Genomic DNA, 24,081 nt, shown 5'->3' with positions numbered 1-24,081 from the left:
TCAACCACCCGAGCCGCAACCACCCGAGCCGCAACCACCCGAGCCGCAACCACCCGAGCCGCAACCACCCGAGCCGCAACCACCCGAGCCGCAACCACCCGAGCCGCAACCCGCGAGCCGCACCGGCGCACTGCACCGGCTCAACGCACGCCGCGACCTGATCTTGCTCGCTCCGCAGGGGTCCCCGACCGGGGGACCCCTGTTCTTACTCTGCCGGCCGGGACCGACGATCGGTCGGCAGAGGGGCCGTGCCTGTGGACAACCCCAGGGCCTGTGGACAACTCCCGAGGTCGGGCCGGGGTCGGCGTCTCACCAGCCGCCGGAACCGGCCAGCCGGCCACCCGCGATCCGGGTAACAGCTTGATCCGTTCGCGCGAACCACGCCCCAAGTGATCTTCGTTTGTTCACCGCCGCCCGCTACTCTCGCACCGTGGGCATACCGGCGTGGGTCTGGTTCACCGTCGCCGCGGTCGCGGGCGTCGCGGGGTTCGCCCTGCTCGCCACCGACCGGGCGCAGCGAACCGCGCGTAACCGCGAACGCCGCCGCTGGGCGGCGCTGCGCGGCTGGCAGTTCGAGGAGACCGACCACGTGCTGCCCACGCGCTGGGAGAGCGGCGCGATCGCCTACTACGGCGCGGGCGTGGCCAAGGACGTGGTGGCGGGCTCGACCTTCACCGCCGACGGCCGCCGCCAGGTCTACGTGCTCGACCACGAGACCGGCGGCAAGGTCAACTCGGTGCTGGTCGGCGTGCGCTGCCGCCGGGCGCTGTCCGTGGTGGTCGAGCTGTGGCTGCCCAGCGTGCCGTTCCAGCGCGACCAGATGCCCGACCTGCTCGGACCGGTCGGCTCGCGGTACGCGTTCGTCAGCGAGCTGCCCGCCGCGCGCAAGCTCATCACCCCCGACCTGGTCGACGCGGCCGAGGAGATCGGCGCGGACGTCACCGTGGTCTGGCTGGAGGGCGACTGGGTGCTGGCCGCCGCGCCGCCGAACTCCACCCCCGCCCGCCTGGAACGGCTGCTGCGCGACCTCGGCGAGCTGGCCGACGTGATCGACCCGTTCGAGGCCGACCCCGAGTCCGACGCCGGTGGCGAGGTCCACCGCCCGCAGTTCGGGCGCAAGCCGTGACGCCGCCGACCGCGCTGGTGACCGGCGCGTCGTCCGGCATCGGGGCCGCGTTCGCCCGCCGGCTCGCCGCCGAGGGCCACGACCTGGTGCTCGTCGCCCGGGACGAGCGGCGGCTGGAGGAGACGGCGGCCAAGCTGCGCGCCGCGCACGGCATCACGGCCGAGGTGCTGCCCGCCGACCTGGCCACCGACGCGGGCCGCGCGAAGGTCGCGGACCTCCTCGCCGGGCGCGAGGTGGACCTGCTGGTCAACAACGCGGGCTTCGCGATCTCGTCGGAGTTCGTCGCCGCCGACCCGCTCGACCTGCAGTCCCAGCTCGACGTGAACGTGACGAGCGTGCTGCGGCTGACCCGCGCGGCGCTGCCGGGCATGGTGGCGCGCGGCCGGGGCGCGGTGGTCAACGTGTCCAGCGTGGCCGGGTTCCTGCCCGGTCGCGGCACGACGTACAGCGCGGACAAGGCGTGGGTGACGGCGTTCTCCGAGGGCATGGCGATGGCCACGGCGGGCACCGGGGTGCGCGTGATGGCGCTGTGCCCGGGGTTCGTGCGCACCGAGTTCCACCAGCGGGCGAAGATCGACATGTCCGGCACGCCCGACCTGCTCTACCTCGACGCGGACCGCGTGGTGCACGAGGGCCTGGCCGACCTGCGCGCGGGCAAGGCGCTGTCCGTGCCCGGCGCGCAGTACAAGGCCATCACGGTGTTCGCCCGCCTGGTTCCGCGGGCCCTGCTGCGGCGGATAGCCTCCCGCGCGGCGGGCGGACGAGGTCGCACCTGAAAGTCGGGAACCTGAACCCGGTCCGGTCCGTCCCACTCCACTAGTTGGAACAGGGAGGAACCGTCCATGGGTGAGCAGTTCAGAGTGGAGCCACCGGAGCTCCGCGGGTACGGCGAGTTGCTGACGCGCAACGCGCAGCACTTCATGACGATCAAGGAACACGCGATCACCAAGGGCGGCGACACCTCCGGTTTCACCGGTCTGCTCTCCTTGCTGCAGCCCATCGTCACCGGTGTGGCCTCCCTGTACGGGGAGACGCTCGACTTCGCGAACCAGATGATGGTCAAAGAGGCGGAGAGCCTGAACAAGGCCGCCGACATGTACGAGAAGAACGAGGAAATGGTGATGGGCATCCTCGACCGGGTGCTCTCCCAGTTGCACTCCGTGGCCGAGGCCCCGTCGCTCGGGGGTGGCGGGCGATGACCGCGTACGCGGACGTGGAGGACCCGTCGGTCGCGCTCGCCGCGGCGGCGGAGGACCGGCCCGGTCGGCAGACGACCAGGGAGCTGATCGAGAAGGCCGGCTGGAAGATCCAGGGCGTCAACTGGATCTACGAGAAGGTCACCGGCGAGAACCTGCTCGACGCGCTGATCAAGCCGCTGCTCGGCGACTTCGAGAAGATCGACGAGAACGCCAACGCCTGGGACCGGGTCGCCAAGGCGCTGGACTCCGTGCGGCACAACGTGGACGCGGGCGCGGAGCAGCTGTCGTCCCACTGGGACGGTGACGCGGCCAAGGCGTTCGAGACGCGCATGGGCACCATGTGGGTCATCGCGATCGAGGCCGACTCGCAGATCGCGCGGATCATCGGCAACAAGTTCCGGTCCACCGCCAGCACCTGCCGCACCGCGTGCGGTCTGGCGCTGACGCTGCTGGACAAGCTCGTCGGCAAGCTGATGGAAGCCGCGATGACGGCGTGGATCCCGGTCGTGGGCTGGGGCCGCGCGGTGTGGATGGTGTACGACGCGATCCAGATCGTGGACGCCATCCGCAAGATCATCATCTCGATCCAGACGCTGATCGAGGGCGTCCAGGGGATGATCGACGGCATCGTCGCGATGGGCACCGCGCTGTCCAAGCTCAAGGACGTGCGCGACGTCGGCGACCTGCTCGACGTGGTCGACGGGTACCAGGACGGCAAGGAGAAGTACGACAACGGCGTGGCCGCGGCGAAGTCCGGCGCGATCGGCGTCGGCCTGGGCGCGTACGGCCTGGGCAAGGCCGGGGTCGCGGCGAACGGCAGGTACACCCAGCCGCCGCCCACAGGACCCACGCCCGCGCCCGCGACCTCGGGTGCGGGCGCCGGATCGGGTTCCGGCGGGGGTTCCGGCTCCGGCGGAGGTGGCGGGCAGTGACGTTCCCCTACGACAAGGCGCGCTTGGACGCGCTGGTCGCCGACGTGGACCAGCGCCTGGCCAACGTCGAGCAGACGGCGCGGGCGGCGAGCCAGGTGCAGATGCGGTCGCGCGGGCTGACGCAGGCGGACTTCGCGGAGATCTCGCGGTTCGCCAACAGCCCGGGCGCGCCCCGCGAGCTGAAGGAGCTGGCGCGGCGCGTCGACGCGGGCGAGCTGACCTGGGAGGACGTCGCGTCCGGGCGGGCGGTGGACGACGAGGGCGTGCAGCGGGCGCTGCAGACCGGCGTGCCGGACCTCCAGCGCGCGTACACGGCGATCCAGGAGGGCAACGACCCCGAGGACGTCATCTCCGCGGGCTCCCCGCGGCCGCGCGGGCGCGGTGACGACGACGATGACGAGCCGAGCGGCTTCACCGAGGACGCCTGGTAGCGCGGTCGGGTCACGGGTCGCCGCGGGCCGCCCGTGACCCGACCACCCCGGAACGGGGAAGCGCTCAGGTGAGCGTGGGGAAGTCGAACGTGCCGCCGCTGGTGTGGTTGGTGCCCGCCCCGCGCACCACGTCGTAGGCGACCGCCGCCGCGATCGCCAGCGAGCGCACCGGCTCCGGCGTGCCCGGCCGCAGGTTCAGCACGTCCCGCCGCACCCGCCGACCGTCGCGCTTCGCGATCGCGCCGGGGCTGAACGACGCCACCTCGTGCAGCAGGCACAGCCGCTGCCCGGCCGGGTCCAGCAGCGCGTAGGCGCCGTGCCCCTCGTGCCGCACGGACCCGACCGGCGTCCCGTCCGGACGGGAGACCTGCGTGGGCGGCTTGCCCGCGCCCTTGCGGATCAGCAGCACCGGCTGCCCGCGCTCGGCCAGCGCCAGGTCGAACCGCGTGCGCCCGGAGAACGCCGTGGCGCGCAACAGCTTCCGCAGCGGACCGAGGAAGCCGCGCTCGGAGACCGTCGCGATGGGAACGCCGTGCCCGTTGTGGACGTCGTTGCGGTACCGGGTGGCCAGCAGGTGGCGCAGCACGCCCCACGGCTGCTCGATGATCAGGGTGTCGGTGCCGGGAAGGGTCACGGTGTGCCAGCGTACGGCGCGGTATGACACTCTTGGGACCCGTGCGAACTGAAGTGGTCCTGGACGCCGCGGCGAAGGCCGAACTGGCGCGGTTGGTGAGCGAGTTGGCCGTGGTGCACGGCAAGGTGACGCTGTCCTCGGGGGCCGAGGCCGACTACTACATCGACCTGCGCCGGGCGACGCTGCACCACGCCGCCGCGCCGCTGATCGGCCGGTTGCTCCGGCAGCTCACCGCCGACTGGGACTACGTCGCGGCGGGCGGCCTCACGCTCGGCGCGGACCCGGTGGCGTGCGCGATGATGCACGCCGCGGCCGCGTCCGGCGAGGTGCTCGACGCGTTCGTCGTGCGCAAGGCCGCCAAGCAGCACGGCATGCAGCGCCGGATCGAGGGCATCGAGGTCGCCGGGCAGCGGGTGCTGGCCGTCGAGGACACGTCCACCACCGGCGGCAGCGTGCTGACCGCCGTGGAGGCCCTGCGGGAGAGCGGCGCGACGGTGATCGGCGTCGCGACCGTCGTGGACCGCGGCACGGGCGCGCGCGAGGTGATCGAAGACGCCGGCCTGCCGTACCGGTACCTGCTCGACCTCGCCGACCTGGGCCTGGCCTGACATGGTGAGCGCGCTGGTCCTGCTGCTGGTGCTGGTGGCGATCATCGGTGCGGGGGTGGCCGTGGGGGTGGCCCGCCGCAGGCGCAACCCGTTCACGAACCAGGGGTTCGTGAACGAGTGGGAACAGCGGATGCGCGCTCTGGAGGCGTCCCTGGGGTGGCGGTTCGTCGCCGAGGACCAGGGTTTCCAGGAACGGGTCCCGCAGATCGGCCGGATGTTGGAGGCCGATCGGAGCCGGGTGAAGTTCCAGCTCGTCGGCCACTGGCGCGGTGTGCCCGTGCTCGCGGTCGAGGTGGTGTTCCGGGCGGACAACGTCGTCACGTCCGAGTACCGCACGTACACGGTGGTGGTCGTGCCGCGGCCGATGCCGGGGCCGTGGGTGCTGATCAGCCCCCGGCACGACAGCGTGTGGGGGTTGTTCGAGCAGTTCGTGGAGACCGGCGACCCGGCGTTCGACGCGCGTTACGAGGTGCGCCGGCTCAACCCCGCGTTCGCCTCGGCCCTGCTCGGCTCGGGTCTGGCGCAGGCGTTGCTCCAGGACCCGAGGGCGAACGGGGCGGCGATCGCGTTCGACGAGCACAACCTCGCCGTCGCCGTGCCCGGACCGCTGCTCCAGGCGCCGCTGGCGCACCTGGCCGACCTGCTGCTGGACCTGGCGGGCCGGGTGCCGTGGCAGGCGCTGCCGCGCGGCTGACGGCCCGATCCCGTCAAATCGGACGGGAATTCACGGGCGCGTGATCGCCGTCCGGCCTACGCTGGCCGGAGGGAGGTCGCTATGGTCGCGCGTGCGTTCGCCGAGCTGGTCATGGTGGTGCACTTCGGGGTGCTGGTGTTCCTGCTGGTCGGGGGCTTCCTGGCGTGGCGCTGGCCGAGGGTGCTGTACTTCCACGCCGCGATGGCCGGCTGGGGCCTGCTGATCGTCCTGTTCCCGCTCGCCTGCCCGCTGACGTGGCTGGAGAACGAACTCCGCGCCGCCGCCGGCCAACCGCAGCTGGTGAACGGGTTCATCGACACCTACATCGACGGCGTCCTCTACCCGGAGTCCGCGGCGCGCCCGGTGCAGGTGCTCGTGGCACTCGTCGTGCTCGCCTCGTGGGCCGGGTACTACGTCAAACGTCGCGGTGAACAGACCTCCGCCCGCAGCACCGAGGTGTATCGCTGAACCGGCCCATTGCGGCGTTCGACTGTTCGGGCTACACCTCCGCCGATGGTGGCTACTCCGCCCTACTCTGCGGAGCAAGGGGGTGGACGCGATGAACTGGTTCCGGAGGCGGCGGAAAACGCGGAGCGCCGACCTTCCTACAAGCCTCGTGGCGTATTACTGCGACTTGCTCGAACGGAGGCATGGTCAACGCTGGCGTGTTCTGGCGTGGTTGGAAGAAGTGCACGTGAGCGAGAACGGCGATGTCCGGAAGAAGTTGTCGTTCACCGTTGCGGCCGACAGTGACCGGCTCGACTTCGTCTCGTTCCACGAGGGCGTCAACTGGGATTGGCCGGAGAAGCACCGCGACGGTGTGAAGATCGAAGTCCGCACTCCGGAGATCCGAGGTGTCGGCGGGACGCGCTTGGACGTGACGCACCAGTGGATGCGGAGGAATACGGTCATGACCTATGTCCACCTCGATGAACCGATCGTCCGCGACGACGAGTTCACGTTCGTGGTGGACATCTTCTGGCCGGCGATGTGCTTGCCTTTCGTGCGTGGTGAAAGTCCTGACAGCTTCCTCGCCTCGTTCGCCGAAACGGCGGGCGTGGTCGAATTCCGGATCGTGCTCCCGAAGCGGTGGGTGGTGCGTTTCGACCACCTCGGGCTCACGCCGAGCCGCGACGATTACGTGTTGACCGCGTCCGTCGACCGGGAAGGCCGGACGGTGGCGTCACTCGTCGTGCGGGACCTGCCCGGTTACCGCAAGGTCGGGCTGAAGCTCGACCTGCCGTCCGTCGCGGCCTGACTACGATCGCCCCGGTATTCCAACGCCGGGGGTGACGTGGTCGGTCAGGTGGCGCTCGAAGGCTTCCACGCCGTCAAGCACGCGGTTCGGTTCGGGGCCTCGGTGCGGACGGTGGTGGTGCTCGACCGGGACAAGGCGGTCGGGTTGGCGCGGTCGCACGCGGAAGACCTCGTGGCGGTGTTCGAGCGGGCCGAGGTGGTCGGGGCGGCGGAGTTCGAGCGGGTCGTCGGGCGGTCCCACCCGACCGGGGTCGGCGGGGTGGCCGAGCGGCCCGCGGACGCGCCGTGGGAGGTCCGGCGGGACGCGCCGGCGGTGCTGCTGGACAACCCGCGCAACCTCGGCAACTTCGGCGCGGTGATCAGGGTGGCGGCGGGGCTCGGCGCGGGCGGGGTGTTCTCGCTCGGCGACGTGGACCCGTGGCACCCGGTCGTGCTGCGCGGCAGCGCCGGGCTGCACTTCGCGCTGCCCGTCGGGCGGTTGGCCGGGGTCGGCGAGGTCACGGGCACGGTGATCGCCTTCGACGCCGGCGGCCGGGACCTGCGGGACGTGCGGATCCCCGACGACGCGGTGCTGGCCTTCGGCTCCGAGCGGCACGGGCTGTCGCGGGACGTGCGGGACCGGGCCGACCTGGTGGTCTCCCTGCCGATGCGGCCCAGGGTGTCGAGCTACAACCTGACCACGAGCGTCGCCATGGGCCTGTACCACTGGGAGCTGTTCCGCCGCGCGTCTTGACCGGTTCAGTGGGCATCCTGGTGCGGTGACCACACCACCCGCCCTCCTCGCCGCACGCGCCGGGGTCGCCGAACGCGCGGTCGAGTCCCGCCACCTGCGGCGGGTCTGGGGGGTGCCGGGCACGGCCCTCGGCGCGGTCGCCTGGCCGCCGGACTGGTCCGGCCGGCTGCACGTCCGGTTCGGCTACTGGTGGCAGGCGCACCTGCTGGACTGCGTCCTCGACGCCCAGCTCCGCTCGCCGCGCGAGTCGCGCGCGGCGCTGGTGAAGCGGCTCGTGCGCGGCATCCGGGTGCGCAACCTGGTCGGCTGGACCAACGACTACTACGACGACGTGGCGTGGCTGGGGCTCGCGCTGCTGCGCGCCGAGCGGGACGTCGGCATCGCCCGGCCGGAGGTCGTCGCCACCATCGCGGACCGGCTGCGCGCCGGGTGGACCGACCACGGCGGCGGCGGGATCTGGTGGAAGCGCGACGACGACTTCAAGAACGTCCCCGCGAACGGTCCCGCGGCGATCCTGTTCGCCCGGCTCGGCGAGCGCGCCGACCTCGGCCGGGCCCGGTCCATCGTGGACTGGATCGAGGACCACCTGGTCGACCCGGAGACCGGGCTGGTGTGGGACGGGCTGCACGTCCACCCCGACGGCTCGATCCGGGAGATCGAGAAGAACTTCTACACCTACTGCCAGGGCGTGGTGCTCGGCGCGTGCGTGGAGCTGGGTTCCGCGCGCTACCAGGACAAGGCGGCGCGGATCATCGCCGCGGTGGACGAGCACCTGGCCACCGACGGCGTCCTGCGCGGGCACGGCGGCGGGGACGGCGGCCTGTTCGGCGGCATCCTCACCCGGTACCTGGCGCAGGCCGCGCTGCGGCTCGACCGGCCCGAGGCGACCCTCGCGGCGGACCTCGTGCTGCGGTCGGCGAACGCGGTGTGGGCGAACCGGACCGCGGTGGTGAGCGGGCCGCTGTTCGGTCCGGAGTGGACGAAACCCGCGGTCAGGCCGTCCGGGCGGGAGCCGGAGCGCGACCTGTCCGTCCAACTCGGCGGGTGGATGGCGCTGGAGGCCGCCGCCCTGCTGGAGCGCAACGGGATCGGGCGGGCCGCGGCCTGACGCGTCAGTGGCAGCCGCAGGATCGCCGGTGCCGCAGCTCGGGCGGCAACCGGATCGTCTCCGGCGGCCGGGTCGGGTCCTCGATCCGGGACAGCAGCAGCCGCACCGCGGTGCGCCCGATCTCCTCCACCGGCTGCGCCATCGCGGTCAGCGGCGGGTCGACCAGCTCCGCCCACTCCACCTCGTCGTAGGTGACCAGGGCCAGGTCCGACCCGATCCGCACGCCGTGCGCCCGCGCCGTCCGCAGCACGTCCACCAGCACCTGGTGGTCGTTCACCACCACGCCCGTGACCTGCCCGAGCAGCGGCGCCAACGAGGGCCGCACCAGGTCCTCGTCCCACGCCAGCCCCGCCCGGCCGAGGCCGAGCCGGTAGCCGAGCACCCGCTCGTCCGTGGTCGCGAGGCCGGGCTGGCCGGACACCAGCCCGATCCGCCGGTGCCCCAGCTCCGCCAGGTGCCGGACCAGCGTGGACGTGGCCTGCACGTTCTCCGGGCCCACCTGGTCGGTGTCCCGCGCCACGGTCAACCGGTCGACCAGCACCGTCGGCACGCCCAGCCGGCGCAGCTCGGGCAGCGCGGCCGAGCCGGACGTCGGCGTGAGCAGCACCCCGTCCACCCGCCGCGACCGCAGCATCCGCACCGCGGCCTGCTCGGACTCGGCGCTGTCGTGGGTGTCGATCAGCACCAGCGTGTACCCGGCCCTGGTGGCCTCGCCCTCGATCGCCGCGATCAGCTCGGCGAAGTACGGGTGCGACACGAGCGACACGGCGAGCCCCAGGGACTTCGTGCCGCCGGTGACGAGCGAGCGCGCGATGGCGTCGCCGGTGTAGCCGGTCTCCTCGATCGCCTTGAGCACCCGTTCCCGGGTGGCGGCGGCGACCGACCGCGTTTCGTTGATCACGTGTGAGACCGTGGTGATGGAGACGCCGGCGAGACTGGCGACCTCCCGCATGGTGACCATGGACTCGTCCCCGTTCGGGCTTGCGCAAGCGATTGCGTGGGGACTTTACCCGTGAGGAGGAACGCGTCGTGGTTTCCGTGCTGTGTGTCGGGCTGACCACCGTGGACGTGACGCAGCGGGTGGCGGAGTTCCCCGTGCCGGGGCAGAAGGTGCAGTCGCTCGACGTGCACCTCGCGCCCGGCGGCCCGGCGGCGAACGCGGCCCGCGCGGTGGCGGCGCTGGGGCACCGGGCGGTGCTGGTGACCGCGCTGGGCGGCGAGCTGGGCGACTTCGCCCGGCGGGCGCTGCACCCGGTGGAGGTGCGGTCCGCCGGGGCGGGAGGCCCCGCGCTGAGCATGGTCGCGGTGCGCGAGCGCGACGGCGAGCGGACGGTGATCTCGCGCAACGCGGTCGGGGTCGAGGTGGCCGACGCGGTGGACCCGGCGCTGGTCGAGGCGTCCGACGTGGTGCTGGTCGACGGGCACCTGGGTCCGCTCGCGCTGCGAGCCGCGCGGCACGCGACGCGCGCCGGCGTGCCCGTGGTGCTGGACGCCGGCAGCTGGAAGCCCGTGCTGGACGACCTGCTGCCGCTCGTGGACGTCGCCGCGTGCTCGGCCGCGTTCGAGCTGTCCGAGGCCGAGGTGCACGCCCGGGGCGTGCCGCTGGTGATCCGCACGCACGGCGCGGACCCGGTCACCTGGTCGCGAGGTGGTGCCACGGGCTCCCAACCGGTACCTGTGGTCGAGGTGCGCGACACCAACGGCGCGGGCGACGTGTGGCACGGTGCGCTGGCGGTCGCGGTCGCCCGCGGGCTGGCGGTGGACGACGCCGTCCGGTGGGCGAACGAGGTGGCCGCGGTGCGCGTGCGCCACACCGGGCGGGACTGGGTGGAGGAGCTGGGACGGTGGCGGGACAGCGGATGAGGTTCGACGAGCTGGTCGACCGGGCGCGGCTGCTGGTGGACACCGGCGAGCGCAGGCTGCTCGGCATCGGCGGCGCGCCGGGCTCGGGCAAGTCGACGCTGGCGCGCCGGCTGGTCGACGCGCTGGGCGACGACGCGGCGCTGGTCGGCATGGACGGGTTCCACCTGGCCCAGCGCGAGCTGGAGCGGCTGGGCATCGCCGACCGCAAGGGCGCGCCCGACACGTTCGACATCCCCGGCTACGTGGACCTGCTCGGCCGGATCAAGGCGTGCGGGCCCGACGTGGTGTACGCGCCCGAGTTCCGCCGCGAGATCGAGGAGCCGATCGCGTGCGCGGTGCCGGTCGACCCGTCCGTGCCGCTCGTCGTGACCGAGGGCAACTACCTGCTGCTCCAGTACGACAAGTGGAAGCGCGTGCGGGTCGTGCTGGACGAGGCGTGGTTCCTGATGATCGACGAGGAGCTGCGGGTGTCGCGGCTGATCGACCGGCACGTCCGCTACGGGCGGTCGGTCGAGGACGCCCGCGAGCGCGTGCTGCACGGCAGCGACCACGTCAACGCGCTCATGGTGAACGCGTCCAAGGCGAGCGCCGACCTGGTGATCACCGAGGTGCTGTGACCGGTCAGGGCGCCGCGCCGACCTCCTCGTCCACCGGCTTCTTCATCTCCTGCCGGTAGCGGTACAGGCCGTAGGCGGTGCCGCCGACGAAGAACGCGATGCTGACGACCACCGCGACCGTCTCCAGCCACGGCACGGCGGCGAGCAGGCCCGCGCCGTAGTAGCCGGCCAGCACCAGCGTGGGCACCCAGGCGATCGCGCCGATGGTCGTGGCCAGCATGAACCGCTTCGGGTCCATCCGGGCCGCGCCGGCGATCATCGGGGCGAGCGTGCGCACCCACGGGATCCACCGGGCCAGCACGATCGCCCAGAAACCCCTCCGGTCGAGGAAGTCGCGGGCCTTGGCGAGGTTCTCCTTGTTGAGGACCCGGCCGCCGCGGCGGGCCAGCAGGCGCGTGCCGGTGTGCCGGCCGATGTAGTAGCCGATCTGGTTGCCGACGACGGCCACGACGAGCGCGGCTCCCGACAGCAGCCAGGCCGACAGCTCGCCGTCGTGCGACGCGAGCACCACACCGGCGGCGAACAGCAACGAGTCGCCGGGCAGGAAGAGGCCGAAGATGAACGCGCACTCGAAGAAGATGAAGCTCAGCGTGATCAGCCACACGGCCAGCGGGCCTGCGGAATCGAGCTGAACGAACGCGACAGCCTCGGACGATGCGGACAACACCACGCCATGCAGCCTACGTGGGAGTACGGCGTCACCCGGGCGACATGGGGACAACGCCTTGCCGAAGCCTCGGCGTCGTGGCGGTTCGCGCACGTCCGGACACGTGCCGCAGTGGTCCCGGGCCCGTCGGCGGCGGCCGGTCCGGGCTGCGGGATCCCGCAGCCCGGGGGTGGCGCGGGCGCGCGCGGCGCGGGTTGACCCCCGTGCGGACCCTGCTCAGGGACGCGCTGAGCGGTTAGCGTGGAGTGATGGAGTCCTTGCTCGCCGAACTCCGCTCCGCCGTCGGCGCCGACGCGGTGCTCACCGACGTCGACGTCACCGCGAGCTACCAGCGGGACATGATGCCGCTGGCCCCCTACGGGCAGCCGCTGGCGGTGGTGCTGCCGACCTCCGCGGCCCAGGTGCAGGCGGTCGTGCGGGCCTGCGCAGCGGCCGGGACGCCGATCGTGCCGCGCGGCGCGGGCAGCGGCCTGTCGGGGGCGGCGAACGCGGTCGACGGCTGCGTGGTGCTGGTGACCACCCGGATGAACTCCATCGTGGAGATCGACCCGGAGAACCGGCTGGCCGTGGTGGAACCCGGCGTGGTGAACCTCGACCTGCGCGGCGCGGTGGAGAAGCACGGGCTGTTCTACCCGCCGGACCCGTCCAGCTACGACTGGTGCACGATCGGCGGGAACCTGTCCACCAACGCGGGCGGGCTGTGCTGCGTGAAGTACGGCGTGACCACGGACTCCGTGCTCGGCCTGGACGTGGTGCTGGCCGACGGCGAGCTGCTGCGGACCGGCCGGCGCACCGTCAAGGGCGTCGCCGGGTACGACCTGACCAAGCTGTTCATCGGCAGCGAGGGCACCCTGGGCGTGATCACCCGGGCGACCCTGGCGCTGCGGCCCCTGCCCCAGGCGCCGGCGACGCTCGTGGCGACGTTCAACAGCACGGCCGACGCGGGCGCGGCGGTCAGCCGGATCGTGGCCGAGGGCATCGTGCCGTCGCTGATGGAGATCATGGACCGCACGACCATCCGGGCCGTGGAGCAGTACCTGAAGACGGACCTGAACGCCGACGCGGCGCTGCTGCTGTGCCAGTCCGACTCGGGCGGCGAGGCGGGGCGGCGGGAGCTGGCGGCCATCGAGCAGGCGTGCGCGACGGCCGGGGCGGACCTGGTCTACGCGACCGAGGACCTGGGCGAGGGGCGCGACCTGCTCGCCGCCCGGCGGGCCGTGCTGATGGCGCTGGAGGTCTACGGCGCGTGGCTCACCGACGACGTGTGCGTGCCGCGGACGAGGATCGCGGACCTGATCGCCGGGTGCGAGCGGGTCAGCGCGGAGGTGGGGTTGCGGATCGCCGTGGTGGGGCACGCCGGCGACGGCAACATGCACCCCACCATCGTGTACGACCCGACGTCGGCGGACGAGTTCGCGCGGGCGAAGCGGGCGTTCGACGAGATCCTGGCGCTCGGGCTCGCGCTCGGCGGCACGGTGACCGGCGAGCACGGCATCGGCAAGATCAAGCGGGAGTGGCTGGCGCGGGAGATCGGGCCGGTCGGGCTCCGGGTCCACCGCGAGATCAAGCGCGCGTTGGACCCGGGGAACCTGTTCAACCCCGGGTCGATGTTCGACGTGGGGGTCTAGGTCCGGGGGGATACGTCGGCCGGAGGCCCGGAGGCCGGGGGGCGCGGTGGTGCGGGGGCAGGGCGGTGCGGGAGCGGGGGCGGGGCCTACTCGACGGGGCGGATCCGCTGGGTGTCGTCCACGCGCTCGATGACCTGGGTGATGTCGGCCGCCTCCTGGGCGAGCAGCGACTTCTTCTCCCGCCGGGCCTTGACGACCTCGATGATGATCGGGACGACCGAGATCAGCACGATCAGGATCAGCATCATCTCGAGGTTGTCGCGCACGAACTGGATCTGGCCGAGGAAGTAGCCGAGGACCGTCAGGCCGGCGGCCCACGCGATGCCGCCGATCAGCGAGTACGTGAAGTACTTGCGCGCGTCCATCCGGCCGACGCCCGCCATCGCGGTGATGAAGGTGCGCACGATCGGCACGAACCGCGCCATCACGATCGCGCGCGCGCCGTACTTGTCGAAAAACTCGTGCGTCTTGTCGACGTACTCCTTCTTGAAGATCTTCGACTCGGGCTTGTTGAACAGCGCCGGCCCGGCCCGGTGCCCGATCCAGTAGCCGACCACGTTGCCCACCAGGGCGCACACCGTGAGCAGCACGCAGACCAGCCACAACGGGTACTCCAGCACCCCCGAGGCCACGAACAGGCCCGCGGTGAACAGCAGCGAGTCGCCCGGCAGGAAGAAGCCGACCAGCAGGCCGCACTCCGCGAAGACGATGAAGCACAGGCCGACCAGCATGTACGGCCCGAGCCCTTTGAGCAGGATCTGCGGGTCCAGCCAGTCGGGGCCGAGGGCGAGCGTGGAGGTGAGCGCGACCGTCACGGCGACCACGGTACAGGCATCACCTGAGCGTCATGACCGCCACGACCGTGCCGGCGGCCAGCCCCAGCAGCACCGCGAGCAGCAGCACCCAGCCCGCGCCGAGCGCCGGGCGCGCCCGGCGGACCGGGGCGGGCGGGTGCGCGCCGGAGCTGGTGGCCTGCGCGCGCAACGCGTCGGCCACCAGCTTCTCCTGGTCCTCGGGCACCCGGGTCAGTCCTTCGTCTGGTTGCCTGCTCCGGCAGAGGCTACCCACGCGCCCCGGGCCATCACCTCGCGCGGCCTCAGCTCGGCGTCCAGCACGACCAGGTCGGCGGCGAGGCCGGCGCGCAGCTCGCCGGTGCGGTCCTGGAGGCCGAGCAGCCGCGCCGGGTGGGTGGCGGTGGCCCGCACCGCCTCCTCGACGGTGAGGCCGCACGACTGGACCGCGTTGCGGAACGCGGCGTCCATGGTGAGCGTGCTGCCCGCGAGGGACGCGCCGCCGGCGAGCGTCGGCACGCCGTCCACCACCCGCACCTCCAGGCCGCCCACGTCGTAGACGCCGTCGCCCACGCCCGCCGCCGCGATCGCGTCGGTGACCAGGACGGTCCGGCGCACGCCCGCGTGCCGCGCGGCGAGGCGCACCGCGGTGGGGTGCAGGTGCACCAGGTCGCAGATGAGCTCGACGGTGACGCGCTCGTCGTCCAGCAGCGCGCCGATCGGACCCGGCTCGCGGTGGTGCAGCGGGCGCATGCCGTTGAACAGGTGCGTGGCGACCGTCGCGCCCGCCTCGACGGCCGGGCGGATCTGCGCCTCGGTGGCGTCGGTGTGGCCGATCGCGGCCAGGACATCGTTGTCCACCAGGTGGCGGACCGCGTCCACGCCGTGCTCCAGCTCGGGCGCGATCGTGATCATGCGGACCGCGCCGCCGCCCGCGTCGAGCAGCTTGTCGATCGAGGCGCGGTCGGGCGGGCAGAGGATGGCCGGGTCGTGCGCGCCGCACCGCGCGGCGGACAGGAACGGGCCTTCGAGGTGGATGCCCGCGAGGACGTCGTCGCGGACCAGCTCGGTGAGGGCCTTGACCTGGTCGGCCAGCTCAGGGACGGGCCGGGAGACCAGGCTGGCGAGCAGCGTGGTGGTGCCGTGCCTGCGGTGCGCGTTCGCGGCTTTGACCACCCGCGCCGGGTCCGCGCTGGTGAACGCCTCACCGCCGCCGCCGTGGCAGTGGATGTCGACGAAGCCCGGCACCACCAGGCCACCGGTCACGTCCGCGGTCGGGCCGTCCGGCGGAGCCCCCTGCCCGACGGCCGCGATCACGCCGTCCCGCACCGCGACCCACCCCTGGTCGAGCACCCCGTCGGGCGTGACGACCCGACCACCGGTCAGGGTCACGTCCACGGGTCCACCCCACGTGCTCATCTCTCCTCCAGCATGTCGATGGCCAGCAGCGCGGCACCGAGGCACCCGGCCTCGTCGCCCAACGCCGCCAGCCGCAGTTCCGGGCGTCGGTGGAACGCGATCAGCTCGTCCAACCGCCCGCCCAGCGGGTCCGTCAAGCGCGGACCCGCGAGTGCCAGGCCGCCGCCCAGCACGACGGCGCGTGGTCCCAGCAGCGCGGCCAGCAGCAGGATGCCCCGCGCGAGCGCGTCGACCGCCTCCCGCCACACGGCCAGCGCGTCCGGGTCCCCCTCGGTGAGCAGCGCCGCCACGTCGGCGGCGCCGGCGACGGGGCGGTTCGTGCGCTCGGTGTAGCGGCGGGCGATGGCGGCGCTGCTCGCCCGTGCCTCGACGCACCCGGTCTGACCGCAGCCGCACGGGTCGCCGTGGCCGACGTCCACGTGCCCGACCTCGCCGGGCGCGACGGACACCCGACCGTCCACGACGAGCGCGGCGGCGATGCCGGTGCCGATCGGCATGATCACCGCGTCGGTCAGGCCGCGGGCGTTGCCCTGGCGCAGCTCGGCCAGGCCGCCGGCGCGGACGTCGTGCCCGAACGCGGTGGGCAGGCCGGTGGCCGCGGCGATCCGGTCGCGGAACGGGTAGTCGGCCCAGCCGAGGTTGGTGGAGTAGACGCCGGTGCCGGTCGCTTCGTCCACGATGCCCGGGACGACCACGCCGACCGCCTCGACCGGGTGCTCGGAGGCGGCGCGCAGGTCGTGGACCAGGGCGGTCACGTCCTCGACCACGGCGTCGCCGCCCGGTCGCGTCGCGGAGCGCCGCTGGAGCACCGGTCGCACCCCGGTGGGGGTGCCGGTGACCAGGGCGGCCTTCGTCCCGGTTCCGCCGACGTCGACGGCTATCACGTGTCTGGTGCGCGCCACGAGGACCGATACTGCGGCATCCGACCACCATTGGTCTATACCAAGTGTCCGATTGGGTAGGTGGGGGTTGGGTTCGAAGACGGAAAAGTGCCCGTCGTGAGGTGGGTCGTGGAGGGGGAAGATCGGAGGGGTGAGATCGGAGGGAAAGAGCAAAAGCGTCCTCGCCGGACGGGCAGATCAGCAGGATGACGGGGTTCGGTGGTTCGGTGCGGTTGGGTGGTGGGTCGGGTTTCGTGTCATCCCGCCGACCTCCACGAGGGCTACCGCACGTGTCAAGGGGGCGGTTCCAGCGTCAGGTGCGGGTAGGGGTGGGAGTGCCCCCTTGACACGCGCGGTAGGGCTGCGCCAGGTCGGCGGGATGACACGAAGCCCTTGGTTGGGAAAGGCGCGCGGGTGAGGGAGTGGGGCGGGCGGCCGGTTGCGGTGCGGCGGCCGGTGTTGGGTGTGCGGGGTGGGTCAGTTGGCGGCCATGATTTTTTGCAGGGCGTCCAGGGCGCGGCTGGCGGTGCTCTTCACGGTGCCCTTGCTGATGCCGGTGGCCTCGGCGATCTCGGCTTCCGACAGGTCGCCGTAGTAGCGCAGCACGAGGACCTCGCGTTGCCTCGGCGGCAGTTGGGAGAGGGCGGCGACGACGGCCTGGTGTTCGGCGGTCAGCATGGCGAGGCTCTCGGCGGACCTCGCGTTGGCGACGTGCGGAGGGGTGTAGTCGCGGGCCGTCTTGCGGCGGCGCAGGACGCTGCGGGAGCCGTTGACCACGGCGGTGCGCAGGTAGCCGACGGCGGCTTGGGCGTCGCGCAGGTTCTTCCAGTTGCGGTGCAGGCCGGTGAACGCCTCCTGCACCACGTCCTCGGCCGTGGCCGGCTCGTCGACCAGCAGCAGCGCCAGGCGGACCAGCCGCATGCGGTGCTGGCGGTACAGGTCCTCCAGGGTCAGCGGGCCGGTCGGGGCCGGGGCCGCGCCGTCCTGGATCCGCAGGTTCGTCAGCGTGTCCTGCACACGCGCGATGCCGCCGCTGTTCCGATCGGGACCGACCACGGAAAAGACGTTACCCCGTCACCCGGTAGCTTCGGTGCGGCGCTGCACAACGGAGGTGGCAATCGATGGCACGGTTCGCGGTCGAGTTGGTGTTCGGGGACAACCAGGACGAGCGGATGGCGGTCCGGCCCGCGCACCGCGAGTACCTGGCCACGCTGGTGGAGCGGGGTGTCCTGCTGGTCTCCGGCCCCTACGCCGACCAGTCCGGGGCGCTGCTGGTGTACGAGGTGGCCGACGAGGCGGAGCTGCGCGAGGTGCTCGCCGCCGACCCGTACACGCCCGCCAACGTGGTGAAGGAGACGCGCGTGCACGAGTGGGAGACGGTGATGGGGGTCTGGCTCTAGGGCTTCGCGGCGGCCGAGCCGCCCGGTCCCACCAGGCCGGACAGGTCGTTGGCCGCCATCTCGCGGTCGGCGGCGGGCACCGATTTCGGGGCCTGCCGGTCGACCACCCGGGGGGTGAGCGCGCGGAACAGCTTCAGGCCGCCCACCCAGCCCGGCACGTGCACCGCCCGGGACCGCCGGGTGATGCCCCGGACCACGGCCTTGCCCACGTCCGAGACCGGGTACTTCTTGCCGGCCAGGCCCGGCATGCCGCGCCGCATCGGGCCGAACACCGGGTGCTCGTCGGCGCTGTTGACCATGTCGGTGGAGATCCACGAGAAGTAGGCCACGCCGACGTCCACGCCCAGGTGCTTCACCTCGGCCCGCAGGCTGTCCGCGAACGCCTCGCAGCCCGCCTTGGCGGCGGAGTAGGCGGCGTTGCCGGGGATGTGCACGATCGCCGCCAGCGACGACACGACGAGGCAGTAGCCGCGGCTCGCGACCAGGTGCGGCAGGCACGTCCGGACCGTGCGCCACACGCCGAGCAGGTTGACGTCGATGACCCGCTCGAACGCGTCGCGGTCCATCGAGCGGATGAAGCCCGTGGCGGCGATGCCCGCGTTCGCCACGACGACGTCGATGCCGCCGTAGTGGTCGACCACGCCGTTCACCGCGGTCTCCAGGGCCTCCCAGTCGGTGACGTCGGCCTCCCACGCCCGGCCGCCGCACCGCTCGGCCACCTCCCGGAGCAGGTCGCCCTCCAGGCCGACCAGGGCGAGCCGCGCGCCCTTCGCCGCCAGGCGGTGCGCGACCTCCGCGCCGATGCCCCGGGCCGCGCCGGTGATCAGGACAACCTTGCCCGCAACGTCCACGGTGACCTCCTCAGCCGCTGTGCCAGGGAGGCCACCGTAACGCAACCTACCGTCAGTAAGCTACTGGAGAGTTAAACGGCGCTGGCGGTGGTCAGGGCCGCCACCTCGTCCGCCTTCAGCTCCAGGGTGAGGGCCGGGAGGAGTTCGGCGAGCTGGTCGGTGGTGCGGGCCGAGGCGATCGGCGCGGCCACGGTCGGCTGCTCGGCCAGCCACGCCAGGGCGACCGCCGACTGGGTGGTCCCGTGGGCCTCCGCGACCTCGTCCAACGCCGCGAGGATCCGCAGACCGCGCTCGTCGAGGTACTTCGACGCGGCGGCGGCGCGCGCGCTCTCCACCGCGACGCCCGGCCGGTACTTGCCGGTCAGGAAGCCCTTCGCCAGGCCCCAGTACGGCGCGGACGCGAGCCCGTGGTCGGCGACCGCGCGGGACAGCTCGCCCTCGTAGGAGCGGTCCACCAGGTTGTACGCCTGCTGGAGCGCCACGAACCTGGCGAACCCCTCCCGCTCGGAGACGGCCAGCGCGGACGTGAGCCGGTCGGCGGTGTAGTTGGACGCGGCGATGTGCCGCACCTTGCCGCTGGTCACCAGCCGGTCGAACGCGGCCAGCGTCTCCTCCTGGGGCGTGTCGGGATCGTCCCGGTGGGCGTAGTACAGGTCGATGTGGTCCACGCCCAGGCGGCGCAGCGAGTCCTCGGCGGCCCGCTCGATCGTGGCGGCCTTGAGGTCGTCCAGCCCCCGCAGCGCCCCGACCTTGGTCGCGACCACGATCGAGTCCCGGTCGCCGCGCCGGCGCAGCCACCGGCCGATGATCGTCTCCGACTCGCCGCCGACGTGCCCCTCGGCCCACGCCGAGTACGCGTCGGCGGTGTCCACGAAGTTGCCGCCGGCGTCCGCGTAGGCGTCCAGCACGGCGAGCGAGGTCTCCTCGTCGGCGGTCCAGCCGAACACGTTGCCACCCAGGCACAGGCGCGACACGTCGAGGTCGCTCGTTCCGAGTTTCGTCATGTCACGAAGCTAGGCCGGGTGGTCCACCCCGCGCGACCGGAGCAGTCAGGACTAAATGCCGGCCCGCGGAGGTTGCCCTGTCCGGCACCTAGTTCGTGGGGAGACGAAATGACCGTCGAGTTGGGCAGGTACGGCGTGTGGGACCGGGTCGCGCGGTGGGGCGGGCGGGGCGAGGACGCGGCCGAGCTGGAGGAGCTGGGCTACGGGGCGCTCTGGCTCGGCGGCTCGCCCGACGGCAGCGTCCTGACCACGGTCTCCGAGCTGTTGGAGGCCACCGAGAAGATCGCCGTGGCGACCGCCGTGGTGAACGTCTGGACGACGCCGGCGGGCGAGTTGAACGAGGGCTACCGCGCGCTGGCGTGGACCGACCGGTTCCTGGTCGGCATCGGCGTCGGGCACGGCGAGCTGGTGGGTGAGGTCTATCACAGCCCCTACCAGAAGCTGCTGCACTACCTGGACGAGCTGGACGTGCCGCGGGACCGGCTCGCGCTGGCCGCGCTCGGGCCGCGGGTGCTCCGGCTCGCCGCCGCGCGCACCAGCGTCGCCCACCCCTACCTGGTGACGCCCGAGTACACGGCGCGGGCGCGCGAGACGGTCGGCGCGGGGGTGCTGCTCGCGCCGGAACAGCACGTGGTGCTGGAGGAGGACCCGACCCGGGCCCGCGAGCTGGGCAGGCGGGCGTTGGCCCACTACCTGCGGCTGCCGAACTACACCCGCAACTGGCTGCGCCACGGGTTCACCGAGGACGACCTGGCGGACGGCGGGAGCGACCGGCTGGTCGACGCGCTGGTGGCGTGGGGCCCGGTGGAGCGCGTCGCGCGGCGCCTGCGCGAGCACCACGAGGCGGGCGCCGACCACGTGGCGGTCCAGGTGGTCGGCGCCGCCGACGCCCAGCGGGCGTTGCGCGACGTCGCCGCCGCGCTCGCGGACTAGTTGTCGGTCACCTCGACGCCGTTCCAGAACGCGACGTGGTTCTTGATGTTGGCCGCCGCGGACTTGGGCTCCGGGTAGTACCACGCGGCGTCGGGGTTGTCCGCCCCGTTCACGTGGAGGGTGTAGTAGCTGGCCTTGCCCTTCCACGGGCAGACCGTGTTCGTGTCGGAGGGCCGGAGGTACTCGGCCTTCACCGACTCCAGGGGGAAGTAGTGGTTCCCCTCCACCACCTCGGTCTTGTCGCTCTCGGCGATGATCTCGCCGTTCCACCGTGCGATCGCCATGGCTCCACTATGCCGTTGATCATCTTTCCCCGCCGGGCCGTGGTCGTAGGATGCTGCCGACACCGCGTTCCGGGCACCCGAGGAGGACCCACCGATGCCCATCGCAACCCCCGAGGTCTACGCCGAGATGCTCGACCGCGCGAAGGCGAACGAGTTCGCCTACCCCGCGATCAACGTCACCTCGTCCGAGACCCTCAACGCGGCCCTGCGTGGATTCGCGGAAGCCGAGAGCGACGGGATCATCCAGGTCTCGACCGGTGGTGCCGAGTTCGCCTCGGGCACCAAGGTCAAGGACATGGTGACCGGCGCGGTTGCGCTGGCGGAGTTCGCGCACGTGGTCGCCGAGAAGTACCCGGTGAACATCGCGCTGCACACCGACCACTGCCCGAAGGACAAGCTGGACGGCTACGTCCGGCCGCTCGTCGCGATCAGCCAGGAGCGGGTGGACCGCGGGCTCAACCCGCTGTTCCAGTCGCACATGTGGGACGGCTCGGCCGTGCCGCTGGACGAGAACCTGAAGATCGCCTCCGAGCTGCTCGACCTCACCGCCAAGGCCAAGATCATCCTCGAGATCGAGGTGGGCGTCGTCGGCGGCGAGGAGGACGGCGTCGTCGCCGAGATCAACGAGAAGCTCTACACCTCGCCCGAGGACTACCTGAAGACGGTGGACGCCCTCGGCGCCGGTGAGAAGGGCCGCTACCTGGTCGCGGCGACGTTCGGCAACGTGCACGGCGTCTACAAGCCGGGCAACGTCAAGCTGCGCCCGGAGATCCTCAAGCAGGGTCAGGACGTGGTGGCCGAGAAGCTGGGCCTGCCGGCCGGCTCCAAGCCGTTCGACCTGGTCTTCCACGGCGGTTCGGGCTCGCTGCTGGAGGAGATCCACGAGGCCGTGTCGTACGGCGTCATCAAGATGAACATCGACACGGACACGCAGTACGCGTTCACCCGGCCGATCGTGGGCCACATGTTCGCCAACTACGACGGCGTGCTCAAGGTGGACGGCGAGGTCGGCAACAAGAAGGCGTACGACCCGCGCTCCTACCTCAAGGCCGCCGAGCAGGGCATGGCCGCCCGCATCGCGCAGGCGTGCGAGCACCTGAAGTCGTCCGGCCGCATGATCGCCGGCTGACGCTCCCCGCGCGACGAACGGCCCCTCCCGGATGCCGGGAGGGGCCGTTCACGTGTTCGGGTGGTCTTCGGCTCCCGATCAGGTGGTCATTACCGCGCGCCGGCGCACGGGGAACCGCTGGGCGGCGAGCCACAGGGCCGTCAGGACGAGGAACGTGGCCGGTGCCGAGGAGTAGAGGATCGGCGGCGCGGCGTCCAGCTGCTGCTGGACCCAGATCCCGCCGTAGCCGAGGCCGGTGACGGCGGCCGAGCCGAGCACCGCGGCCGGCGGCGCGGGCACCCGGCCCAGGTGCGCCGCGTCCACGGCCACGCCGACGAGCAGCAGGAACACCGGCACGGTCGAGAGCGGGAAGTCGGCGACGCCGAGCAGCGGCCAGATCAGCAGGCGGTAGGCGACGTAGCCGCCCGCGACCGCCGTCGCGGCCCACGGCGTGCCGAGCGTGCGCCGGGCCAGCACCAGCACCAGGGCCGCCGCGACCAGGCCCCACACCGGGTAGACCCAGTCGGCGATGGGCAGCGAGAACTGCACGATCGACTCGCGGTCGACGGGCCGGCCGATCTGGTCGGCGGCGAACTGCAGCAGGCTCGGTTCGGCGTAGGGGTCGCCGCGGTCCCACGACGCGATCTCCAGCACCCCGTACTCCTGGTGCTGGTTGGGGAACCACATGTTCTCCAGGAAGAAGAACCACAGCGCGGCGAGCCCGAACAGCCGCCACCGGCCGCCCTCCGGGTAGAACCGGGTCCAGCCGCGGATCGCGCCCGCGAGCATGATCGCCGTGCCGAGGTACAGCAGGGCGTGCGACCCGCTCCACGACGTGATGTCCAGGCCGTTGACCCGGTGGTTGATCAGGTCGATCGGCAGCGCGACCAGGAAGACGCCGGTGCCCCACTGCATCAGCCGCAGCGCGGTCCGGTCCGCGCCGTAGCCGGTGTAGGTGTGGAACAGGGTCAGCCCGACCACGATCACCGTGCCCACGGTGTTGATCAGGTGCGGTGGCGCCAGCTCGTCGCGCAGCCACTTGAAGTGCCAGGCCACGTCCCACGACGAGCCGATCAGCTTGAGCAGCAGGCCGACCAGCCAGAGCCGGTGCAGCGCGGCCGCGAGAGCGGGTGGCGTGTCCCGCCCCGGCTCGCCGCGTTCCCAGTACTGGTCGCGGAAACGCGCGACGCGGTTGGCAACCCCCATGTTCACCCGCCCATGATGCGTCTCGATTCGGTGGGCCGGAAGGGTGACCCGCCCTGGTATTTGCCCCCGGATCCCCTAGGGGACGGCCCTGACCTGCGCGTTCCCCGTGCGGATCAGCCTAACAGGTGATCGACGTTGCTCCGAACGGCCGGGCACGGCAGGGTGCCGGGCTGAGAGTCCGCTGAGAGACCGGGGAGTGCCCTCGATGGCGAAGAAGTTGGTGGCCGGCGTGATCGTCACCGCGTTGGTGCTGGCAGTGGTCGCTGCCGTGGCCCGGGTGTTCCTAAGCTGACCGCATGGAGAACCTGCTCGGCCCCGAACCCACGTTGCTGCCCGACCGCCCGGAGGCGCAGGCCGCCGCCGAGGCGGGCACCGACCCGGCCAAGATCGTCCGCGCCTACCCCGACTTCAGCGAGGCGTGGGCCCTGCTCGCCGAGCGGGCGTTGCAGACGGGCGACCCGGTGGCGGGCTACGCGTTCGCGCGCACCGGCTACCACCGCGGGCTGGACCAGCTCCGCCGAGCCGGGTGGCGCGGCCACGGCCCGGTGCCCTGGTCGCACCGGGGCAACCAGGGCTTCCTGCGCGCGCTGGCGGCGCTGGCGCGGGCCGCGGACGAGATCGGCGAGACCGAGGAGTACGAGCGCTGCCGGAAGTTCCTCGCCGACAGCGACCCGGCGGCGTCCGCCGCGCTCGGCCTGAGCTGACCG

30 protein-coding genes are annotated in these 24,081 nt (G+C 72.5%); 18 read left to right on the top strand and 12 right to left on the bottom strand.

Translation table 11 applies throughout. The features are described 5' to 3' along the window. Positions 1-430 precede the first annotated feature (430 nt). The 5 genes from ACWEFJ_RS02110 (at position 431) to ACWEFJ_RS02090 (ending at position 3,688) form a co-directional block, all read left to right on the top strand. A complete protein-coding gene (locus ACWEFJ_RS02110) occupies positions 431-1,126 on the top strand; it encodes a type III secretion system chaperone family protein (RefSeq protein WP_378083976.1) in 696 nt (231 codons plus the stop codon). Further along, positions 1,123-1,902 (top strand): SDR family NAD(P)-dependent oxidoreductase, encoded by a 780-nt coding sequence (locus ACWEFJ_RS02105; protein ID WP_378083977.1) that lies wholly within the window; start codon positions 1,123-1,125, stop codon positions 1,900-1,902. The genes ACWEFJ_RS02110 and ACWEFJ_RS02105 overlap by 4 nt, the downstream gene beginning before the upstream one ends. 66 nt (positions 1,903-1,968) lie before the next feature. Then, complete coding sequence (locus ACWEFJ_RS02100) at positions 1,969-2,325, top strand: hypothetical protein (RefSeq protein ID WP_378083979.1); 357 nt, start codon at positions 1,969-1,971, stop codon at positions 2,323-2,325. Beyond that, on the top strand, positions 2,322-3,257 hold the full coding sequence (locus ACWEFJ_RS02095; RefSeq protein ID WP_449712621.1) for a WXG100 family type VII secretion target: 936 nt from the start codon (positions 2,322-2,324) through the stop codon (positions 3,255-3,257). Before ACWEFJ_RS02100 ends, ACWEFJ_RS02095 begins: the two co-directional genes overlap by 4 nt. Further along, a complete protein-coding gene (locus tag ACWEFJ_RS02090) occupies positions 3,254-3,688 on the top strand; it encodes a hypothetical protein (RefSeq protein ID WP_378083983.1) in 435 nt (144 codons plus the stop codon). The genes ACWEFJ_RS02095 and ACWEFJ_RS02090 overlap by 4 nt, the downstream gene beginning before the upstream one ends. A gap of 64 nt (positions 3,689-3,752) precedes the next feature. Here ACWEFJ_RS02090 and ACWEFJ_RS02085 read toward each other — a convergent pair whose 3' ends face one another. Beyond that, positions 3,753-4,322: a hypothetical protein gene (locus ACWEFJ_RS02085; protein WP_449712620.1), complete on the bottom strand. Its 570-nt coding sequence runs from the start codon at positions 4,320-4,322 to the stop codon at positions 3,753-3,755. A gap of 53 nt (positions 4,323-4,375) precedes the next feature. Here ACWEFJ_RS02085 and pyrE point away from each other — a divergent pair, with 53 nt between their 5' ends. From pyrE to ACWEFJ_RS02055, 6 genes are all read left to right on the top strand, one after another. Next, the gene (pyrE, locus tag ACWEFJ_RS02080; RefSeq protein ID WP_449712645.1) at positions 4,376-4,930 is read left to right on the top strand and encodes an orotate phosphoribosyltransferase; all 555 of its coding nucleotides are present in this window, start codon (positions 4,376-4,378) and stop codon (positions 4,928-4,930) included. A gap of 4 nt (positions 4,931-4,934) precedes the next feature. Then, entirely contained in the window at positions 4,935-5,624 is a 690-nt protein-coding gene (locus tag ACWEFJ_RS02075; RefSeq protein WP_449712619.1) for a hypothetical protein, read from the top strand. Positions 5,625-5,705: 81 nt separating this feature from the next. Then, positions 5,706-6,092: a DUF2784 domain-containing protein gene (locus tag ACWEFJ_RS02070; protein ID WP_378083990.1), complete on the top strand. Its 387-nt coding sequence runs from the start codon at positions 5,706-5,708 to the stop codon at positions 6,090-6,092. 226 nt (positions 6,093-6,318) lie between these two features. Continuing rightward, entirely contained in the window at positions 6,319-6,882 is a 564-nt protein-coding gene (locus ACWEFJ_RS02065; protein ID WP_449712618.1) for a hypothetical protein, read from the top strand. Between the two features lie 36 nt (positions 6,883-6,918). Continuing rightward, positions 6,919-7,614: a TrmH family RNA methyltransferase gene (locus ACWEFJ_RS02060; protein ID WP_449712617.1), complete on the top strand. Its 696-nt coding sequence runs from the start codon at positions 6,919-6,921 to the stop codon at positions 7,612-7,614. A gap of 25 nt (positions 7,615-7,639) precedes the next feature. Then, complete coding sequence (locus tag ACWEFJ_RS02055) at positions 7,640-8,722, top strand: glycoside hydrolase family 76 protein (protein WP_378083994.1); 1,083 nt, start codon at positions 7,640-7,642, stop codon at positions 8,720-8,722. 4 nt (positions 8,723-8,726) lie between these two features. Here the strand turns inward: ACWEFJ_RS02055 and ACWEFJ_RS02050 are convergent, their stop codons facing one another. Next, the gene (locus ACWEFJ_RS02050; RefSeq protein WP_378083996.1) at positions 8,727-9,683 is read right to left on the bottom strand and encodes a LacI family DNA-binding transcriptional regulator; all 957 of its coding nucleotides are present in this window, start codon (positions 9,681-9,683) and stop codon (positions 8,727-8,729) included. A gap of 77 nt (positions 9,684-9,760) precedes the next feature. Between ACWEFJ_RS02050 and ACWEFJ_RS02045 the strand changes: the two genes are divergently transcribed. Together ACWEFJ_RS02045 and ACWEFJ_RS02040 are read left to right on the top strand one after the other, a co-directional pair. Then, positions 9,761-10,585 (top strand): PfkB family carbohydrate kinase, encoded by an 825-nt coding sequence (locus ACWEFJ_RS02045; RefSeq protein ID WP_449712644.1) that lies wholly within the window; start codon positions 9,761-9,763, stop codon positions 10,583-10,585. Continuing rightward, positions 10,582-11,202 carry a nucleoside/nucleotide kinase family protein gene (locus ACWEFJ_RS02040; RefSeq protein WP_449712643.1) on the top strand — a complete coding sequence of 207 codons (621 nt, stop codon included), beginning with the start codon at positions 10,582-10,584 and terminating at the stop codon, positions 11,200-11,202. Before ACWEFJ_RS02045 ends, ACWEFJ_RS02040 begins: the two co-directional genes overlap by 4 nt. A 4-nt stretch (positions 11,203-11,206) precedes the next feature. Here the strand turns inward: ACWEFJ_RS02040 and ACWEFJ_RS02035 are convergent, their stop codons facing one another. Then, entirely contained in the window at positions 11,207-11,872 is a 666-nt protein-coding gene (locus tag ACWEFJ_RS02035) for a DedA family protein (protein WP_449712616.1), read from the bottom strand. Positions 11,873-12,117: 245 nt separating this feature from the next. On the opposite strand from ACWEFJ_RS02035, the gene ACWEFJ_RS02030 reads away from it, so the two are divergent. Continuing rightward, a complete protein-coding gene (locus tag ACWEFJ_RS02030) occupies positions 12,118-13,497 on the top strand; it encodes an FAD-binding oxidoreductase (RefSeq protein ID WP_378083999.1) in 1,380 nt (459 codons plus the stop codon). 86 nt (positions 13,498-13,583) lie between these two features. On the opposite strand, the gene ACWEFJ_RS02025 is transcribed toward ACWEFJ_RS02030, so the two are convergent. The 5 genes from ACWEFJ_RS02025 to ACWEFJ_RS02005 all read right to left on the bottom strand — a co-directional run bounded on the left by ACWEFJ_RS02025 (position 13,584) and on the right by ACWEFJ_RS02005 (position 17,644). Beyond that, positions 13,584-14,321: a DedA family protein gene (locus ACWEFJ_RS02025; protein ID WP_378084001.1), complete on the bottom strand. Its 738-nt coding sequence runs from the start codon at positions 14,319-14,321 to the stop codon at positions 13,584-13,586. Positions 14,322-14,331: 10 nt separating this feature from the next. Beyond that, a complete protein-coding gene (locus ACWEFJ_RS02020) occupies positions 14,332-14,517 on the bottom strand; it encodes a hypothetical protein (RefSeq protein ID WP_378084003.1) in 186 nt (61 codons plus the stop codon). A 5-nt stretch (positions 14,518-14,522) separates the two neighbouring features. Continuing rightward, complete coding sequence (gene nagA, locus ACWEFJ_RS02015) at positions 14,523-15,707, bottom strand: N-acetylglucosamine-6-phosphate deacetylase (protein WP_378084006.1); 1,185 nt, start codon at positions 15,705-15,707, stop codon at positions 14,523-14,525. Then, positions 15,704-16,609, bottom strand: coding sequence for an ROK family protein (locus ACWEFJ_RS02010; RefSeq protein WP_449712615.1), 906 nt, complete (start codon positions 16,607-16,609; stop codon positions 15,704-15,706). Before ACWEFJ_RS02010 ends, nagA begins: the two co-directional genes overlap by 4 nt. Before the next feature lie 456 nt (positions 16,610-17,065). After that, complete coding sequence (locus ACWEFJ_RS02005) at positions 17,066-17,644, bottom strand: SigE family RNA polymerase sigma factor (protein ID WP_378089929.1); 579 nt, start codon at positions 17,642-17,644, stop codon at positions 17,066-17,068. Between the two features lie 65 nt (positions 17,645-17,709). Here ACWEFJ_RS02005 and ACWEFJ_RS02000 point away from each other — a divergent pair, with 65 nt between their 5' ends. Then, a complete protein-coding gene (locus tag ACWEFJ_RS02000; RefSeq protein ID WP_378089927.1) occupies positions 17,710-17,988 on the top strand; it encodes a YciI family protein in 279 nt (92 codons plus the stop codon). Here the strand turns inward: ACWEFJ_RS02000 and ACWEFJ_RS01995 are convergent. Together ACWEFJ_RS01995 and ACWEFJ_RS01990 are read right to left on the bottom strand one after the other, a co-directional pair. Continuing rightward, the gene (locus ACWEFJ_RS01995; protein WP_378089925.1) at positions 17,985-18,839 is read right to left on the bottom strand and encodes an SDR family oxidoreductase; all 855 of its coding nucleotides are present in this window, start codon (positions 18,837-18,839) and stop codon (positions 17,985-17,987) included. The two genes, ACWEFJ_RS02000 and ACWEFJ_RS01995, sit on opposite strands and share 4 nt — an antisense overlap. Before the next feature lie 71 nt (positions 18,840-18,910). Next, entirely contained in the window at positions 18,911-19,843 is a 933-nt protein-coding gene (locus ACWEFJ_RS01990) for an aldo/keto reductase (protein WP_378089923.1), read from the bottom strand. A 108-nt stretch (positions 19,844-19,951) separates the two neighbouring features. Between ACWEFJ_RS01990 and ACWEFJ_RS01985 the strand changes: the two genes are divergently transcribed. Next, the gene (locus ACWEFJ_RS01985) at positions 19,952-20,776 is read left to right on the top strand and encodes an LLM class F420-dependent oxidoreductase (RefSeq protein ID WP_449712614.1); all 825 of its coding nucleotides are present in this window, start codon (positions 19,952-19,954) and stop codon (positions 20,774-20,776) included. On the opposite strand, the gene ACWEFJ_RS01980 is transcribed toward ACWEFJ_RS01985, so the two are convergent. Continuing rightward, on the bottom strand, positions 20,773-21,060 hold the full coding sequence (locus ACWEFJ_RS01980; RefSeq protein ID WP_449712613.1) for a DUF427 domain-containing protein: 288 nt from the start codon (positions 21,058-21,060) through the stop codon (positions 20,773-20,775). The two genes, ACWEFJ_RS01985 and ACWEFJ_RS01980, sit on opposite strands and share 4 nt — an antisense overlap. Before the next feature lie 94 nt (positions 21,061-21,154). Between ACWEFJ_RS01980 and fbaA the strand changes: the two genes are divergently transcribed. After that, entirely contained in the window at positions 21,155-22,189 is a 1,035-nt protein-coding gene (gene fbaA, locus ACWEFJ_RS01975; protein WP_449712612.1) for a class II fructose-bisphosphate aldolase, read from the top strand. A 78-nt stretch (positions 22,190-22,267) separates the two neighbouring features. On the opposite strand, the gene ACWEFJ_RS01970 is transcribed toward fbaA, so the two are convergent. Then, on the bottom strand, positions 22,268-23,374 hold the full coding sequence (locus ACWEFJ_RS01970; protein ID WP_378089933.1) for a hypothetical protein: 1,107 nt from the start codon (positions 23,372-23,374) through the stop codon (positions 22,268-22,270). A 296-nt stretch (positions 23,375-23,670) separates the two neighbouring features. Here ACWEFJ_RS01970 and ACWEFJ_RS01965 point away from each other — a divergent pair, with 296 nt between their 5' ends. Then, positions 23,671-24,078, top strand: a complete 408-nt coding sequence (locus ACWEFJ_RS01965) for a DUF3151 domain-containing protein (RefSeq protein WP_378089913.1) — start codon at positions 23,671-23,673, stop codon at positions 24,076-24,078. The last annotated feature ends 3 nt before the right edge of the window (positions 24,079-24,081 follow it).

Source organism: Actinosynnema sp. NPDC004786 (assembly GCF_053601135.1).
The sequence above is the reverse complement of the archived record's forward strand: the minus strand, read 5'-3'. Positions and strand labels throughout refer to the sequence as shown.

Coding starts and splice junctions, on each gene's coding strand:
- ACWEFJ_RS02040 (WP_449712643.1), top strand. CDS start 10,582: ATGAGGTTCGACGAGCTGGTCGACCGGGCGCGGCTGCTGGTGGACACC.
- ACWEFJ_RS01965 (WP_378089913.1), top strand. CDS start 23,671: ATGGAGAACCTGCTCGGCCCCGAACCCACGTTGCTGCCCGACCGCCCG.
- ACWEFJ_RS01990 (WP_378089923.1), bottom strand. CDS start 19,843: ATGACGAAACTCGGAACGAGCGACCTCGACGTGTCGCGCCTGTGCCTG.
- ACWEFJ_RS02050 (WP_378083996.1), bottom strand. CDS start 9,683: ATGGTCACCATGCGGGAGGTCGCCAGTCTCGCCGGCGTCTCCATCACC.
- ACWEFJ_RS01985 (WP_449712614.1), top strand. CDS start 19,952: ATGACCGTCGAGTTGGGCAGGTACGGCGTGTGGGACCGGGTCGCGCGG.
- ACWEFJ_RS02100 (WP_378083979.1), top strand. CDS start 1,969: ATGGGTGAGCAGTTCAGAGTGGAGCCACCGGAGCTCCGCGGGTACGGC.
- ACWEFJ_RS02070 (WP_378083990.1), top strand. CDS start 5,706: ATGGTCGCGCGTGCGTTCGCCGAGCTGGTCATGGTGGTGCACTTCGGG.
- ACWEFJ_RS02095 (WP_449712621.1), top strand. CDS start 2,322: ATGACCGCGTACGCGGACGTGGAGGACCCGTCGGTCGCGCTCGCCGCG.
- ACWEFJ_RS02030 (WP_378083999.1), top strand. CDS start 12,118: ATGGAGTCCTTGCTCGCCGAACTCCGCTCCGCCGTCGGCGCCGACGCG.
- fbaA (WP_449712612.1), top strand. CDS start 21,155: ATGCCCATCGCAACCCCCGAGGTCTACGCCGAGATGCTCGACCGCGCG.
- ACWEFJ_RS01980 (WP_449712613.1), bottom strand. CDS start 21,060: ATGGCGATCGCACGGTGGAACGGCGAGATCATCGCCGAGAGCGACAAG.
- nagA (WP_378084006.1), bottom strand. CDS start 15,707: ATGAGCACGTGGGGTGGACCCGTGGACGTGACCCTGACCGGTGGTCGG.
- ACWEFJ_RS02000 (WP_378089927.1), top strand. CDS start 17,710: ATGGCACGGTTCGCGGTCGAGTTGGTGTTCGGGGACAACCAGGACGAG.
- ACWEFJ_RS01970 (WP_378089933.1), bottom strand. CDS start 23,374: ATGGGGGTTGCCAACCGCGTCGCGCGTTTCCGCGACCAGTACTGGGAA.